Annotated in this window: 13 protein-coding genes; 8 read left to right on the forward strand and 5 right to left on the reverse strand. The window is 65.2% G+C overall.

The window, feature by feature from the left end:
- Positions 1–104: 104 nt before the first annotated feature.
- Positions 105–899 (reverse strand): class II glutamine amidotransferase, encoded by a 795-nt coding sequence (locus LB533_RS22855; protein ID WP_140640159.1) that lies wholly within the window; start codon positions 897–899, stop codon positions 105–107.
- Positions 900–913: 14 nt separating this feature from the next.
- Positions 914–1,162: a DUF6356 family protein gene (locus LB533_RS22860; RefSeq protein WP_140640161.1), complete on the reverse strand. Its 249-nt coding sequence runs from the start codon at positions 1,160–1,162 to the stop codon at positions 914–916.
- Positions 1,163–1,278: 116 nt separating this feature from the next.
- On the opposite strand from LB533_RS22860, the gene LB533_RS22865 reads away from it, so the two are divergent.
- From LB533_RS22865 to LB533_RS22885, 5 genes are all read left to right on the forward strand, one after another.
- Positions 1,279–1,749, forward strand: a complete 471-nt coding sequence (locus LB533_RS22865) for an Lrp/AsnC family transcriptional regulator (RefSeq protein WP_140497095.1) — start codon at positions 1,279–1,281, stop codon at positions 1,747–1,749.
- Between the two features lie 97 nt (positions 1,750–1,846).
- On the forward strand, positions 1,847–2,332 hold the full coding sequence (gene dut, locus LB533_RS22870; RefSeq protein WP_140640163.1) for a dUTP diphosphatase: 486 nt from the start codon (positions 1,847–1,849) through the stop codon (positions 2,330–2,332).
- Entirely contained in the window at positions 2,332–2,991 is a 660-nt protein-coding gene (locus tag LB533_RS22875) for an HAD family hydrolase (protein ID WP_181169383.1), read from the forward strand. The genes dut and LB533_RS22875 overlap by 1 nt, the downstream gene beginning before the upstream one ends.
- Positions 2,992–3,144: 153 nt before the next feature.
- On the forward strand, positions 3,145–3,945 hold the full coding sequence (locus tag LB533_RS22880) for an isocitrate lyase/phosphoenolpyruvate mutase family protein (protein WP_140640167.1): 801 nt from the start codon (positions 3,145–3,147) through the stop codon (positions 3,943–3,945).
- A 13-nt stretch (positions 3,946–3,958) separates the two neighbouring features.
- Complete coding sequence (locus tag LB533_RS22885; RefSeq protein ID WP_140640169.1) at positions 3,959–4,957, forward strand: proline racemase family protein; 999 nt, start codon at positions 3,959–3,961, stop codon at positions 4,955–4,957.
- Positions 4,958–4,968: 11 nt separating this feature from the next.
- Here the strand turns inward: LB533_RS22885 and LB533_RS22890 are convergent, their stop codons facing one another.
- The gene (locus tag LB533_RS22890) at positions 4,969–5,682 is read right to left on the reverse strand and encodes a sulfate transporter family protein (protein WP_224678264.1); all 714 of its coding nucleotides are present in this window, start codon (positions 5,680–5,682) and stop codon (positions 4,969–4,971) included.
- 157 nt (positions 5,683–5,839) lie between these two features.
- The gene (locus LB533_RS22895) at positions 5,840–6,724 is read right to left on the reverse strand and encodes an EamA family transporter (protein WP_224678265.1); all 885 of its coding nucleotides are present in this window, start codon (positions 6,722–6,724) and stop codon (positions 5,840–5,842) included.
- Positions 6,725–6,941: 217 nt separating this feature from the next.
- On the opposite strand from LB533_RS22895, the gene LB533_RS22900 reads away from it, so the two are divergent.
- Together LB533_RS22900 and LB533_RS22905 are read left to right on the forward strand one after the other, a co-directional pair.
- Positions 6,942–7,934, forward strand: coding sequence for an adenosine kinase (locus LB533_RS22900; protein WP_140640172.1), 993 nt, complete (start codon positions 6,942–6,944; stop codon positions 7,932–7,934).
- A 397-nt stretch (positions 7,935–8,331) separates the two neighbouring features.
- On the forward strand, positions 8,332–9,033 hold the full coding sequence (locus tag LB533_RS22905; protein WP_140643642.1) for a hypothetical protein: 702 nt from the start codon (positions 8,332–8,334) through the stop codon (positions 9,031–9,033).
- Positions 9,034–9,082: 49 nt separating this feature from the next.
- Here LB533_RS22905 and LB533_RS22910 read toward each other — a convergent pair whose 3' ends face one another.
- Complete coding sequence (locus LB533_RS22910) at positions 9,083–11,362, reverse strand: NADP-dependent malic enzyme (protein WP_140497115.1); 2,280 nt, start codon at positions 11,360–11,362, stop codon at positions 9,083–9,085.
- 217 nt (positions 11,363–11,579) lie between these two features.
- Between LB533_RS22910 and mutS the strand changes: the two genes are divergently transcribed.
- Positions 11,580–14,342 (forward strand): DNA mismatch repair protein MutS, encoded by a 2,763-nt coding sequence (mutS, locus tag LB533_RS22915; RefSeq protein ID WP_140643644.1) that lies wholly within the window; start codon positions 11,580–11,582, stop codon positions 14,340–14,342.
- Positions 14,343–14,363: the final 21 nt, after the last annotated feature.

The following is a 14,363-nucleotide window of genomic DNA, read 5'->3' on the forward strand; positions in this document are numbered from 1 at the left end:
TTTGAGGATCGGCTGTGCCTGATCGGAATTGTGCAGGCTGCACTATCGAGGTCAGCGCTTTACGGCGAGCCCTTTTGTCCCGCGACGTTGCAGTTTGACGAAGACTACCCGGCCAGCGCCAACTTCGCCGGGGCCGGCGCAAACGGCTGAATACTCACGCCGCGCCTGGTCATGGTGACGAAGCTCGATGGCGGGATCGCCTGCCAGTCGCCGCCTTCACGGTCGAAGGGTTCGGAGACGATGCAGCGGCCGCCGCCCTTGGCGGCGGTATAGAGGGTGGGCGCGTGGTCATCCGTGGCGTAGCGGACCGCGTGGAGCGCCTGCCCGTCGGAAAAGGCGGCCGTCAGCTTCAGCGCCGGCTCGATGCCGGCACGCCGCGAAGTCTCCAGCACGCGGCTGGTGGCACGGGCGACGGCGCCTTGCGGATCGGCGGCCAACCCTTCGTCGATCATCAGGAGAAAAAACAGCTCGGAATCGGTAGTGCCCTCGCGCTGGTCGAAGACGGCGTCGGACAGCGAATTTTCCAGCGCGCGGCGGATCTTCTCGAAGCCGCCGATCTGGCCGTTGTGCATGAACGACCAAGGGCCTGAGATGAAGGGATGGCAGTTCATGCGGCTGGTGGCGCCGCCGGTCGAGGCGCGCACATGGGCGAGGAACAATCCGGATTTGATCTGCCGGCACAGGCTCTTCAGGTTGGGATCGGACCAGGCCGGCAGGATGTCGCGGTAGAGGCCGGGCTCGGACCGGTCGCCATACCAGGCAAGGCCGAAACCATCGCCATTGGTCGGCGACTTGGCTTCCTCGGCGCAATGGCTCTGGGCGATCAGCGAGTGGCAGGGCGCCGTGAGGATGTCTTCGAGGAAGACCGCTTCACCGAGATAGGCCGCCCACCGGCACATCGCTTCTTCCGTTCCTAAGCGCGATCGAGAAGGGCCTTGGGCTCCGTGACCGCGTGCGAACCTCTGTTGTGCGTCCGCTCGTAAAGCTCGCGGACGATTCGGCTGGCGGTAGTCTCGAACAGAAATGGCAAGAAAGCGTGAACGAGGGCGGCCCCGGCGGCCGTCAGCAGGCGCGAGGAAAACCAGGCGGCAAAGGCCATGTGACCGAAATAGGTTTCGCCGACCTTGGCCGGATGGGAGGTGAAAATCCTTGCAAACGACATGCTGCTTCCCCTTCAGCGCTTAAAGTTCCTGATATCGGGTATCCTGGCACGGTTCGTTGGTTCATCGGTCTCAAAATATCCTTGTATTTTGCTTGTTCATGGGACAAACATCCCACATGGCTATCGAGATCGACGAAATTGATCGGAAATTGCTCGCCGAATTGCAACGCGACGGCACGTTGTCGGTCGATCAGCTGTCCGAACGGGTGGCCTTGTCGCGCAACGCCTGCTGGCGGCGCGTCAAGCGGCTGGAGGAGGATGGCGTCATCACCGGCCGGGTGGCGTTGGTCGATGCCGAGAAGCTCGGGCTCGGCCTCTCCGTGTTCATCCTGGTCCGAACTTCAAATCATGATCCCGAGTGGTTGCAGAAATTCCGGGCGGCGGTGACGGGGTTTTCCGAGATCACCGGAGTCTACCGCATGTCCGGCGACCTCGACTATGTCCTGCGCGCCCGCGTCGCCGACGTGAAGGCGTATGACCGGCTCTACCAGCGGCTGATCGCCAAGGTGGCGCTGTCGGACGTTTCGGCATCCTTCGTGATGGAGGAGATCAAGGAGACGACGGTGGTGCCGATGGAAGTGCGCTAAGGGTTGGCTCCGGCCATAGTGATGCCCGAAAGAAAGCCGTTGATAGGGTTGCGGGCGAATTGACCGAATCGGCAATCGCGCCGATAGGATCGATTTTATGCGCGCAGCCATCCAAAATTCCTCCGTCATCGGTCCGACTGTCGGCTTCGTCAGGTTGCCGCATGCGGAAGGACTCCCCCTTCCTGCCTATGAAAGCACCGGCGCGGCCGGCATGGATCTGCGCGCGGCGGTGCCCGACGATCGGCCGCTGCTGATCCTGCCGGGAAAACGCGCTCTGGTGCCGACCGGACTGATCCTGGAAATCCCCGAAGGGATGGAAGGCCAGGTGCGGCCGCGCTCCGGCCTTGCCTTCAAACACGGGCTGACCGTCCTCAACACGCCGGGCACGATCGACAGCGACTATCGCGGCGAGGTGAAGGTGCTGCTGGTCAATCTCGGCGACGAGGATTTTGCGGTGACGCGCGGCATGCGCATTGCCCAGATCGTGTTCGCCGCAGTGACGCAGGCGGGCGTTGAAGAGCGCGCCCTGGCAGGCGGCACGGCGCGCGGTTCGGGCGGGTTCGGCTCGACCGGCACGGCCTGATGAACATACCGAAACTTGTCATCTTCGACTGCGACGGAATTCTGGTCGATACCGAGAACCTGGCCAACCGGCGTCTCGCCGAATGGCTGAGCGAAGCCGGGTATCCCACCAGCTTTGAATATTGCCGCAAGAACTTCTCCGGCCGCAGCATGGTCTCGGTGCAGAAGCAGATCGAAGAAGAGACCGGCGTCAGGCTCGGCGCCGATTTCGTCGAGCGCTGGAACGCAGGGCTGCCGGACCTGTTCGCCCATGGGGTCGAGGCGATTCCCTATGTCCGGGAGTTCGTCGAGGCTGTCCGCGCGGCCGGCATCGCCTATTGCGTCGCCACCTCGGCCAGGGTGTCGAAAATGCACATCACGCTTGGCCAGACCGGCCTGCTGCCGCTGTTCGAACATGCGATGTTTTCCTCGACCATGGTCGCGCGCGGCAAGCCGTTCCCGGACCTGTTCCTGCATGCGGCCAAGACGATGGGCTTTGCGCCTGCCGACTGTATCGTCATCGAGGACAGCGTCGCCGGCACACAGGCCGGCATCGCCGCCGGCATGCGGGTATTTTCCTATCATGGCGATCCCTACAGCGACCGTGACGGCTTGGTGCGAGCCGGCGGCATCCTGTTCGACGACATGCGCACACTGGCCGGACTGGTGCCGATCCACTGATCGGCGCCGATTTTGACGGGGTTGCATGGACGCGCCGGACGAATTGTCAGCAGAGAAGGCGAAACGCTTCTGAGCCAACTGCATTCGTTTGCCCGGGCAAGGCGGGCAAGCTAAAATCCGCGCCATCGCACTCAACATGATGGGGGAACTTCCATGGACAAGGGCAAGATCTTTCGCGACCTGCATGCCTCGACCTTCGTCATGCCCAACCCTTGGGATGTCGGCACGACGAAGCTGCTTGGATCCTTCGGTTTCAAGGCGCTGGCGACGACCAGCGCCGGTTTCGCCTTCTCGCGCGGCCTGCCGGACGGCGCGGTGACCTTCGACCAGATGATCCATCATTGCCGCGAGGTGACGGCGGCAACCGAACTGCCGGTTTCGGCCGACCTCGAACGCGGCAAGGGCGACAGCGCCGAGCAGGCCGCCGAAACCATCTTCGCGGCTGAAGCCGCCGGCCTTGCCGGCTGCTCGATCGAGGACCACACCGGCGACCCGAACAAGCCGATCTATGATTTTTCGCACGCGGTGGAGCGCGTCGCGGCGGCGGCGGAAGCGGCCCGCGCGCTGAAACGCGATTTCGTCTTCACCGCGCGAGCGGAGAACTTCCTCTGGGGCAAGTCCGACCTCGACGACACGATCAAGCGGCTGCAGGCATTCGAGAAGGCGGGCGCCGACGTGCTCTACGCGCCGGGCATCGGCGACGTCGAGATGGTGCGCAAGCTCTGCTCGGCAGTGAGCAAGCCGGTCAACGTCATGGCAAGGCCCGACTTCACCATCGCCGATCTGACCAAGGCCGGGGCAAAGCGCGTTTCGCTTGGGCCTTGGTTGACCAATTTCGCCTATGGCATGCTGGAAACGGCGGCGCGCGAGATCCAGCAGGACGGCACGTTCGGCTTCACCCGCGCCGCCATGCCCTTCGGCAAGTTGCAGGCGCTGTTTGGCAAATCGGGATAAGCGGGCCGAACACATGACGCTGACCGTCGTCGACATGCACACCGGCGGCGAGCCGCTGAGGATCGTCACCGGGGGTTATCCCGATATCCCGAAGGGCACGATCCTGGAAAAGCGCGCCTATGTGCGCGACCATCTCGATCATCTCCGGAAAATCCTGATGTTCGAGCCACGCGGCCATTACGATATGTATGGCGCGCTGCTGGTCGAGCCCGATTTGCCGGGCGCCGACCTTGCCGTGCTGTTCATGCACAATGAGGGCTATTCGACCATGTGCGGCCACGCCATCGTCGCGCTCGGCCGCTATGCCGTCGACGAAGGGCTGGTGGCCAAGCAGGAACCGGTGACGATGGTCAACATCGAGGCGCCCTGCGGCATGGTCGTCGCCTCGGTCGAGGTGCGCGACGGCAAGGCCGGTGCTGTGTCGTTCGAAAGCGTGCCGGCTTTCTTGTTCGCACGCGACCGCAGGATCGAGCTACCGGGCTACGGCGCGATCGGCTTCGACATCGCTTATGGCGGGGCTTTCTACGCGCTGGCCGACTGCCGCCAGTTCGGGCTCGAATTCGGCCGCGACCGCGTACGCGATTTCGTCGATGCGGCGACGGCGCTGACCGAAAGGCTGAAGAGCGGGTTCCCCTTGTCGCATCCCGACCATGCCGACCTCGCCTTCCTCTACGGCACCATTTTGACGGATGGGCGGGACGCGTTTTCGGATGAGCCGACGAAAAACGTCTGTGTCTTCGCCGAGGCGCAGGTCGACCGCTCGCCGACCGGTTCCGGCGTCAGCGCCCGGCTGGCGGCGATGCATGCCAAGGGCGGGATCGCACCAGGCCGGACACGCACTTTCGAGAGCATCGCCGGCTCGCGCTTTTCCGGCGCGGTGGCGCGGACGGCGAAAGCCGGACCGCATGAAGCGGTCATCGCCCAGGTGGGTGGCCGCGCCTACTATTGCGGCCGCGCGGAATTCATCGTCGAGCCCGACGACGAACTGGGGCGCGGCTTTCTGCTGCGGTAGGGATTGACGCATCAACGGGACGGCTTGCTCCGCCGATCGGGCCGGGCCGAGATCGCCTTGTGCAGATGCACCATCATGGCTGCGGCGAAGAGCGGCGTCACCAGGTTGAGCACCGGCACGGCAAGGAAGGCCGCGATGACCAGGCCGGCGAGAAAGACCGTCCCGGCATGGTGCCGGCGCAAGGCCCTGGCCTCTTCTTCCGGACGGAAACGCATCGCGGCGAATTCGAAGAATTCGCGCCCGAGCAGGTAGCCGTTGACGATGAAAAAGGCGGCGATGTTGACGCCCGGCACCAGCAGGAGCAGCAGGGCGACGATGTTGCCCAGAACGACGACGCCGAAGAACTTTATCGCCAACGCCAGCGAGCGCAGCGCCGGCATGGCGCGGCCGGGCGGATCGCCGGGATAATCGGTACGCTCCACCACGTCGGCGACATCGTCGAGGAACAGCCCGGCGACGACAGCCGTGACCGGCGCGACGAGCAGCGCCATGCCGAAGGCAAGCGCGATGGCCGCGATGATGCCGCCCAGCCAACCGGCCCAGGACGGCAGACCGGGAAACAGCGTGTGCAGCCACGGCAGCGCCAGCCACTCGACGAGGCTGGTCAGCCCGAACCACAAGGCGACCAGCGCAAGCACAGTCAGGCCCAGCGTCTTAAGGAAGACGGCGCGGAATTCGGGCGACAACAACTGGCCGGCGGCGGCACGGGCGGCGCTGGAGATCACGGTGCTTCCAACCTCACTTCGAACGCCGTGAGGATAGGCAGCAGGTCCACCCGTCACAAGCGTCTGTTGCCATGGCAATCGCTTGAGGCTCGAATTCTCCGCATCCACCCTCTTGCGAGCGTCGGCGCCATTTGGTCTGAAGCGATTGCCTGGCTGCCTATTGTGCGAGCGCCGGCTTGCGGGTGGGAATGGTCATGGCCGCGACACCGGCGACGACGAACGCCATGCCGAGCCAGGCCGTCGAACCCAGGCTTTCGCCGAGGAAGACTGCGCCGATGCCGACGCCGATCGGCACGCGCAGATAGGCCTGTGACGTCGTGCCGACCGAGCCCAGCGTGTGGATCAGGCGGAAATAGATGACGAAGGCCAGCGCGGTCGAAAACACCGACAGGCCGAGCAGGGCCAGGATCGAGGCCGTCGACGGCGCGAGCGTCCAGGGCTGGTCGACGGCGAGGCTGAGCGGCACCAGGATGACGGCGCCGCAGAGCATCGAGCCGGCCGCGGGCAGCATCGGGTCGAGGCCCTTGAAGCCTCGGCCGAAGATCGCCGCCCCCGCATAGCAGACCGTTGCAAGGACGATGGCAAGCTGCGCCCAAAGTTCATGGCCGAGACCGCCCAGCGCCTGTGTGCCCACGATGAGGCAGATCCCGGCAATGCCGGCGCCGACGCCGATCAGTTTGCGCAGCGTCACCGGTTCATGGCGGGTGATGAGCGCGGTCAACAGAAAGGTGAAGATCGGCGACGTCGCGTTGAGAATAGTGGCGAGGCCGGCATCCACCGAGCGCTCGGCGGCGGCGATCAGGGTGAACGGGATGACGCTGTTGAGGCACGCCTGGAAGGCGAACCGGCGCCAGCTCGCCGCATCGCCCGGCATGGCAAGCCCGCGCCAGCGGATGACGGCGAACAGGATGCCGCCGGCGATCAAGGTGCGGGCGGCGATGAACGTCACCGGCGGGATCGTCTCGACGCCGATCTTGATGAAGGTGTAGGAGGCGCCCCAAAGCACCGCCAGGACGCCGAGCAGCGCCAGATCGGTGTTCATGTCGTTTCTTGCAGGCATGGGCTTGCCGCCTTCGGGCCGGGATCGAAAGGCCCTTCTTAGGCAAAGCCGAGGTGAAATGCTTCGGCCACGACCGAATTGTCGTAGCGCCTAGGCATCACGCGGTATGAACATGGCCTAGGCAAACCGGTTGCAAATCGCTAGACCCGCGCCCGGCCGGCATGGCAAGAAGCCGGCGCGGATTTTGGCGGAGACATTGATGCCGGACTATGACGTGCTTTGCATCGGCAACGCGATTGTCGACATCATCGCCCAGTGCGAAGAGGAATTCCTCAAGACCAACGGCATCATCAAGGGCGCGATGAACCTCATCGACACGCACCGCGCCGAACTGCTCTACAGCCGCATGGGCCCGGCGATCGAGGCGTCCGGTGGCAGCGCGGGCAACACGGCGGCCGGCGTTGCCTCCTTCGGTGGCCGCGCCGCCTTCTTCGGCAAGGTCTCCAACGATGCTTTGGGCGAAATCTATGCCCACGACATCCACGCACAGGGCGTCGCCTTCGACACCAAGCCGCTTCAGGGCGAGCCGCCGACGGCGCGCTCGATGATCTTCGTTACCCCCGACGGCGAGCGCTCGATGAACACCTATCTCGGCGCCTGCGTCGAGCTCGGACCGGAGGATGTCGAGGCCGACAAGGCGTCGGGCGCCAAGGTCACCTATTTCGAGGGGTATTTGTGGGACCCGCCCCGCGCCAAGGAGGCGATCCGGCAGACGGCCAAGCTGGCGCACGCGGCGGGCCGCGAAGTGTCGATGACCTTGTCGGATTCGTTTTGCGTCGACCGCTACCGTGACGAATTCCTCGACCTGATGCGCTCGGGCACCGTCGACATCGTCTTCGCCAACAGCCATGAGATCAAGTCGCTCTACCAGACCTCGTCCTTCGACGAGGCGCTTGCCCAGATCCGCAAGGACTGCAAGATCGCAGCCGTGACGCGCTCGGAAAAAGGCTCGGTCATCGTGCGCGGCGACGAGACCGTGGTCATCCAGGCGACCGCCATCAAGGAGCTGGTCGACACGACGGGCGCCGGCGATCTCTACGCTGCCGGTTTCCTGCATGGCTACACGCAAGGCCGCGCCCTCAAGACCTGCGGCGATCTCGGCTCACTGGCCGCCGGCCTGGTGATCCAGCAGATCGGCCCCAGGCCAAGGCAGAATCTGCGCAAAGAAGCCGAATTGGCGGGGTTGCTGTAGAGGGCGGTGCCTCGTACCTCTCCCCTTGTGGGAGAGGTCGGATTGCCCCGATTTGTCCTTAGCAAATCGGAAGGCAATCCGGGTGAGGGGTAACTTAGCGCCAAGCTGGAACACCCCTCATCCGACCGAGCTTCGCTCGGCCACCTTCTCCCACAAGGGGAGAAGGTAAAAGCGCCCGCCGTTCACCGTCGCGCGGCTGTCACACATCGCACCTACACGCAATCTGGGCGTCCTTGACTGACATTTGGGCGCCCTCAGCCAGTTGGGGTGCCAAGATGCAAGACAGCAAGCTGTCGGGCGGCCGGATTTGTTGCCGCCGCGATTTCCGCTTTCTACATTAGAAATTCAGCAACGGGCCGCGATCGGGGAGGAGCGCTCGCGGCCAGAAGACAGATGCATGAACAGATTTCACATAACCGGTCCTAAACAAGACGACTTCGCGGACATGGTCGCGGAGAAGGTCGAGCGGGCGCTCGCCCACTATGACGAGGCCATCAACAAACCCACCATGGTCTCGGTTGGCAAGATCGCGGGCAGCATAGCGTCCGCCGTCACCTTGCTGTCGCCGAAGCACCAGCGCGCCATCGATGCCCTCCATGCCGACCTTCCGGGGCTGGCGTCGAAATTCGTGCGTGCGCTGGCCGCGGAAGCCGCGCGCCGCAGCGAAACCGGTACTGCGGGCGCCACAAATCCGTCGGCGGATTTCGACGGCCCCGCCTCCCCGCTTCCGCGCACCCAGTCCGACGACCTCGAATCGATGCTGATCGAGGACTGGGCCGGCCGCGTCGCCGGCTCGACCTATCTGGAAGAAAACTTCCGCATTGCGCGCTCGACCCTGCACCGCTGGCAGAGGCGCGGCGAGGTGGTCGCCTTGCGTAAGGGCGGCCGCAAGCACGTCTTCCCGCTGGCGCAGTTCGTCGATGGCAGACCGGTGGCGGGTATTCGAGACGTGCTGTCGTTGATCGGCAATCCGAGGCTGGCGTGGCTGTGGCTGACCCGCCCCTCCGCGCTGCTCGACGAGCGCATTCCCATCGACCTGCTGAGGCAAGATCAGGTTAAGGAGGTCGTTGAGGCGGCGCGGGTTTTTTCCGCGGGTTAAGCGCGATCAGATCCGCCGCTGCTTCGCGTCCGACGCGCGAACCCCTTCCTCAGGTCCCCGCCGTGTAGGCCGCGATCGCCGCCATGTTGACGATATCGCTGTCCTTGGCGTTCAGCGAGACGATCTGCACCGGCTTGTTCAGCCCGACCAGCAGCGGGCCGATGACCGTCGAGCCGCCGAGTTCCTGGAGCATCTTGGTCGAGATCGAGGCAGAGTGGAAGGCCGGCATGATCAGCACATTGGCCGGGCCGGTCAGCCTCATGAACGGGTATTGCGCCATGGCGCGGGCGTTGAGCGCGACGTCGGCGGCCATCTCGCCGTCATACTCGAAATCGACGCGGCGCTTGTCGAGGATGCGCACGGCTTCCTGGATGCGCTCGGAGCGCTCGCCGTGGGGATGGCCGAAGGTGGAATAGGCGAGCATGGCGAGCCTCGGCTCATAGCCCATGCGGCGGGCAAAGCCTGCCGCCTCCTCGGCGATGTCGGCGATCTGCTCGGCGTTCGGCATGTCGTGCACGGCTGTGTCGGCGACGATCACGGTGCGGCCGCGCGCCAAAACGATCGACACGCCGATGACGCGGTGGCCGGGCTTGGCGTCGATAACGCGCCTGACATCGTCGAGCGCGGTGGAATAGTTGCGGGTGACGCCGGTGACGATGCCGTCGGCATCGCCCAGCGCCACCATGCAGGCGGCAAAATGGTTGCGGTCGTTGTTGATCAGGCGCTGGCAGTCGCGGAACAGGAAGCCTTTGCGCTGCATGCGCTCGTAGAGATAATCGGTATAGACCGAATTGCGGCGCGACAGGCGCGCATTGATGATCTCCAGGCCCTGCTTGTCGAGATCAATGCCGGCGTGCCTGGCGTTCTCCTTGATGACGTCGTCACGGCCGAGCAGGATGGCGGTGCCGAGCCGCTGGTTCACATAGGAGACGGCGGCGCGCATCACCTGCTCCTCCTCGCCCTCGGCGAAGACGATGCGCTTGGGCTGGCGGCGCACGCGGTCGTAGATGCGCTGCAAGGTCGAGGCGATCGGGTCGCGGCGGGCCGACAGCTCCTGCGCGTAGCGGTCGAGATCGAGGATCGGCTTGCGGGCGACGCCAGAATCCATCGCCGCCCTGGCGACGGCCAGCGGAATGGCCGAGATCAGGCGCGGATCGAACGGCACCGGGATGATGTAGTTGGGGCCGAATTTCGGCCGGTTGCCCTGGTAGGCTGCCGCGACGTCGTCGGGCACGTCCTTGCGTGCCAGGTCGGCAAGCGCACGCGCGGCGGCGATCTTCATGTCGTCATTGATGGTGGTGGCCCGCACATCCAGCGCACCGCGAAAGATATAGGGAAAGCCGAGCACGTTGTTGACCTGATTGGGATAGTCAGAACGCCCGGTCGCCATGATGGCGTCGGTGCGGATCTCCGCCACTTCCTCGGGCGTGATCTCGGGATCGGGGTTGGCCATGGCGAAGATGATCGGGTTCTTGGCCATGGAACGCACCATGGCGGTGGTCAGCGCGCCCTTGGCGGAAAGGCCGAGGAAGACGTCGGCGCCATCCAGCGCTTCGGCCAGCGACCGCGCGTCGGTCTTGACCGCATGCGCCGACTTCCACTGGTTCATGCCTTCCGTGCGGCCCTGGAAGACCACGCCCTTGGTGTCGCACAGGATGATGTTCTCGGGCGCAAAGCCCATCGCCTTCATCAGCTCGATACAGGCGATGCCGGCCGCACCGGCGCCGTTGCAGACCATCCTGGTGGTCTTCATGTCGCGGCCGGTGATCTCCAGCGCGTTGATCAGGCCGGCGGCCGAGATGATGGCGGTGCCGTGCTGGTCATCGTGGAAGACCGGGATGTCCATCAGTTCGCGCAGCCGCTGCTCGATGATGAAGCATTCCGGCGCCTTGATGTCCTCCAGGTTGATGCCGCCGAAGGAGGGCCCAAGGAAGCGCACGCAGTTGATGAACTCGTCGGCGTCCTCGGTGTCGACCTCGAGATCGATGGAATCGACATCGGCGAAGCGCTTGAACAGCACCGCCTTGCCCTCCATGACCGGCTTGGAGGCCAGCGCGCCGAGATTGCCCAAGCCCAGGATGGCGGTGCCGTTGGAGATGACGGCGACCATGTTGCCGCGCGACGTGTAGTCGAAGGCGCGGCTGGGATCCTCCGCGATAGCCAGCACCGGCACGGCGACGCCAGGCGAATAGGCGAGGCTCAAATCGCGCTGCGTGGCCATCGGCTTGGTGGCGACGATCTCGAGCTTGCCGGGCCGCCCCATGGCGTGGAATTCGAGCGCTTCCTGCGCGCTGACGGACGGACCGCTGTTTTCGGTTTTCCTTGCCATGATGCTTTTGATTTCCTCGCCATGCGGCACCTCCTTGAGGCGGGTGCCTTGTGTGATTCCGAATTAAGACCACGCGCCGCCGCGTGTAAACCGCCAAGCGTTGCCGAACTGGCGTCGGAAGGACGCATGGCGTTCAATGGTGGTTGATCTCCGTTCTTCCCCTGCTTTTCCAATGGCCGGCATTAAACCCCGCCGCCACATCTGCTAGCGTGAGCGCATGAACATGCACATTCAAAACGAACCGGACGCTCCCGAGGCGATCACGCCGGCAGCCGCTGGCGGCGTGACCCCGATGATGGAGCAGTTCATCGAGATCAAGGCGGCGAACCCGGATTCGCTGCTGTTCTACCGGATGGGCGATTTCTACGAGCTGTTCTTCGAGGATGCGGAGAAGGCGAGCGGGGCGCTCGGCATCGTGCTGACCAAGCGCGGCAAGCATCAGGGCCACGACATCCCGATGTGCGGCGTGCCGGTGCATGCGGCGGATGACTATCTGCAGAAACTGATCGCGCAGGGTTTCCGTGTCGCCGTCTGCGAGCAGATCGAGGATCCGGCCGAAGCCAAGAAGCGCGGCTCCAAATCGGTGGTGCGCCGCGATGTGGTACGGCTGGTGACGCCTGGCACCATCACCGAGGACAAATTGCTGGCGCCGTCGGAATCGAGTTTCCTGATGGCGCTGGGACGGGTGAAGGGCGGCGGCGATGCAAGAGGCGGGGAGCGCGGCGGCGCGACCGGGAACCAAGGAAGCTTTGCCCTGGCCTGGATCGACATTTCGACCGGGGCTTTCCGGGTCACCGACACCACCGCCGACCGGCTGCTCGCCGACATTTTCCGCGTCGATCCGCGCGAGCTGATCGTCGCCGAGCCGGTGTTCCACGATCCCGAATTGCGACCGGTATTCGACGTGCTCGGCCGCGTCGCCAACCCGCAGCCGCCGAGCCTGTTCGATTCGGCCTCGGCCGCTGGGCGCATCGCCCGCTTCTTCGAGGTGGCGACGCCGGACAGCTTTGGTGCGTTTTCGCGTGCCGAACTGTCGGCGATTTCGGGCGCCATCGCCTATGTCGAAAAGACGCAGAAGGCCGAGCGGCCGCCGCTGTCGCGTCCCGAGCGCGAGGAGGCCGGCTCGACTTTGTTCATCGACCCGGCGACGCGCGGCAACCTGGAGCTGCTGCGCACGCTGTCGGGCAGCCGTGAAGGCTCATTGTTCAAGGCGATCGACCGCACGGTGACCGGCGGCGGCGCCAGGCTGCTCGCCGACCGGCTGATGGCGCCACTGACCGACCCGGCGGCAATCGCCGCGCGGCTGGATTCGGTGTCGTTCTTCCGTTCCGAGACGCAGCTTTGCCAGGCGGTGCGGGCGAGCCTGAAGAGCGTCGCCGACATGCCGCGCGCGCTGTCGCGGCTGGCGCTCAACCGCGGCGGCCCGCGCGACCTCGGCGCGCTGCGCGCCGGCTTCGAGGCCGCCGGCGCGATCGCGGAGATCTTTGCCGCGACCGCCCTGCCCCGTGAATTGGCGGCGGCGCTCGCAGCGATCCGGGCGCTGCCGCAAGCGCTTGCTGGGCATCTGACGCATGCGCTTGGCGAGGAACTGCCGCTGCTCAAGCGCGACGGCGGCTTCATCCGAGGCGGCTACAACGCCGAGCTCGACGAGATGCGGGCGCTGCGCGACGAGTCGCGAAAAGTGATCGCCGGGCTGGAGCGTTCGCTGATCGAGGAGACCGGCATTCGGTCCCTGAAGATCCGGCACAACAATGTGCTCGGCTACTATATCGAGGTGACCGCCAACCATCACGCCGTGATGACCGGCAGCGATGGCGCCAAGGCGCGCTTCATTCACCGCCAGACCATGGCCAACGCCATGCGCTTCACCACGACGGAGCTGGCTGAGCTTGAAACGAAGATCGCCAATGCCGCCGACCGGGCGCTGAGCATCGAGCTTGCCGCCTTCGACGCGCTGACGGCGGAAGCGGTCGGCGAAGCGGAGAAGATCCGCGCCGGGGCCGATGCTCTCGCCGTGCTGGACGTGTCGGCGGCGTTGGCGCTTTTGTCCGAGAGCGAGGCCTGGTGCCGGCCGCTGGTCGATGCCAGCCTTGCCTTCGAGATTTCGGGTGGGCGCCATCCCGTGGTCGAACAGGCGCTGCGGCGCTCGGGCGAAGGGCCGTTCGTGGCCAATGACTGCGACCTGTCGCCGGAGGGCAGCGCCAAGAACGGCGCGATCTGGCTGCTGACCGGCCCCAATATGGGCGGTAAATCGACATTCCTGCGGCAGAACGCGCTGATCGCTATCCTGGCCCAGACCGGCTCTTTCGTGCCGGCGACATCGGCCCATATCGGCGTCGTCGACCGCCTCTTTTCCCGCGTCGGCGCCTCGGACGATCTGGCGCGCGGCCGATCGACCTTCATGGTCGAAATGGTCGAGACGGCGGCGATCCTCAACCAAGCCGGCGAACGCGCGCTGGTGATCCTCGACGAGATCGGCCGCGGCACCGCCACGTTCGACGGCCTGTCGATCGCCTGGGCCGCGGTGGAATATCTGCACGAGAAGAACCGCTGCCGGGCGATCTTCGCCACGCATTTCCACGAGATGACCTCGCTTGCCGGTAAGCTGGCGCGGCTCCACAACGTCACCATGCGGGTCAAGGAATGGGAGAACGACGTCGTCTTCCTGCACGAGGTCGGCAAGGGCGCGGCCGACCGCTCCTACGGCGTCCAGGTGGCGCGGCTCGCCGGCCTGCCGGAGGCGGTGGTGGACCGTGCCAAGGAAGTGCTGCACCAGCTCGAGGAAGGCGAGGTTTCGGGCAAGACCAACCGCCTGGTCGACGATCTGCCGCTGTTTTCCGTGGCGGTGAAGCGGGAAGCGCCAAAGCCGGTCAAGAGCGACGCGCTGGGCGCCGCACTCGGTGACATCAATCCCGATGAGATGACGCCGAGGGAAGCGCTGGAAGCGCTTTATCGATTGAAGGGGCTGGCGGGAATGTAGATTGAACCTGCTGGCATGGCG

Source organism: Mesorhizobium sp. BR1-1-13 (genome assembly GCF_020165515.1).
Taxonomy (GTDB): domain Bacteria; phylum Pseudomonadota; class Alphaproteobacteria; order Rhizobiales; family Rhizobiaceae; genus Mesorhizobium.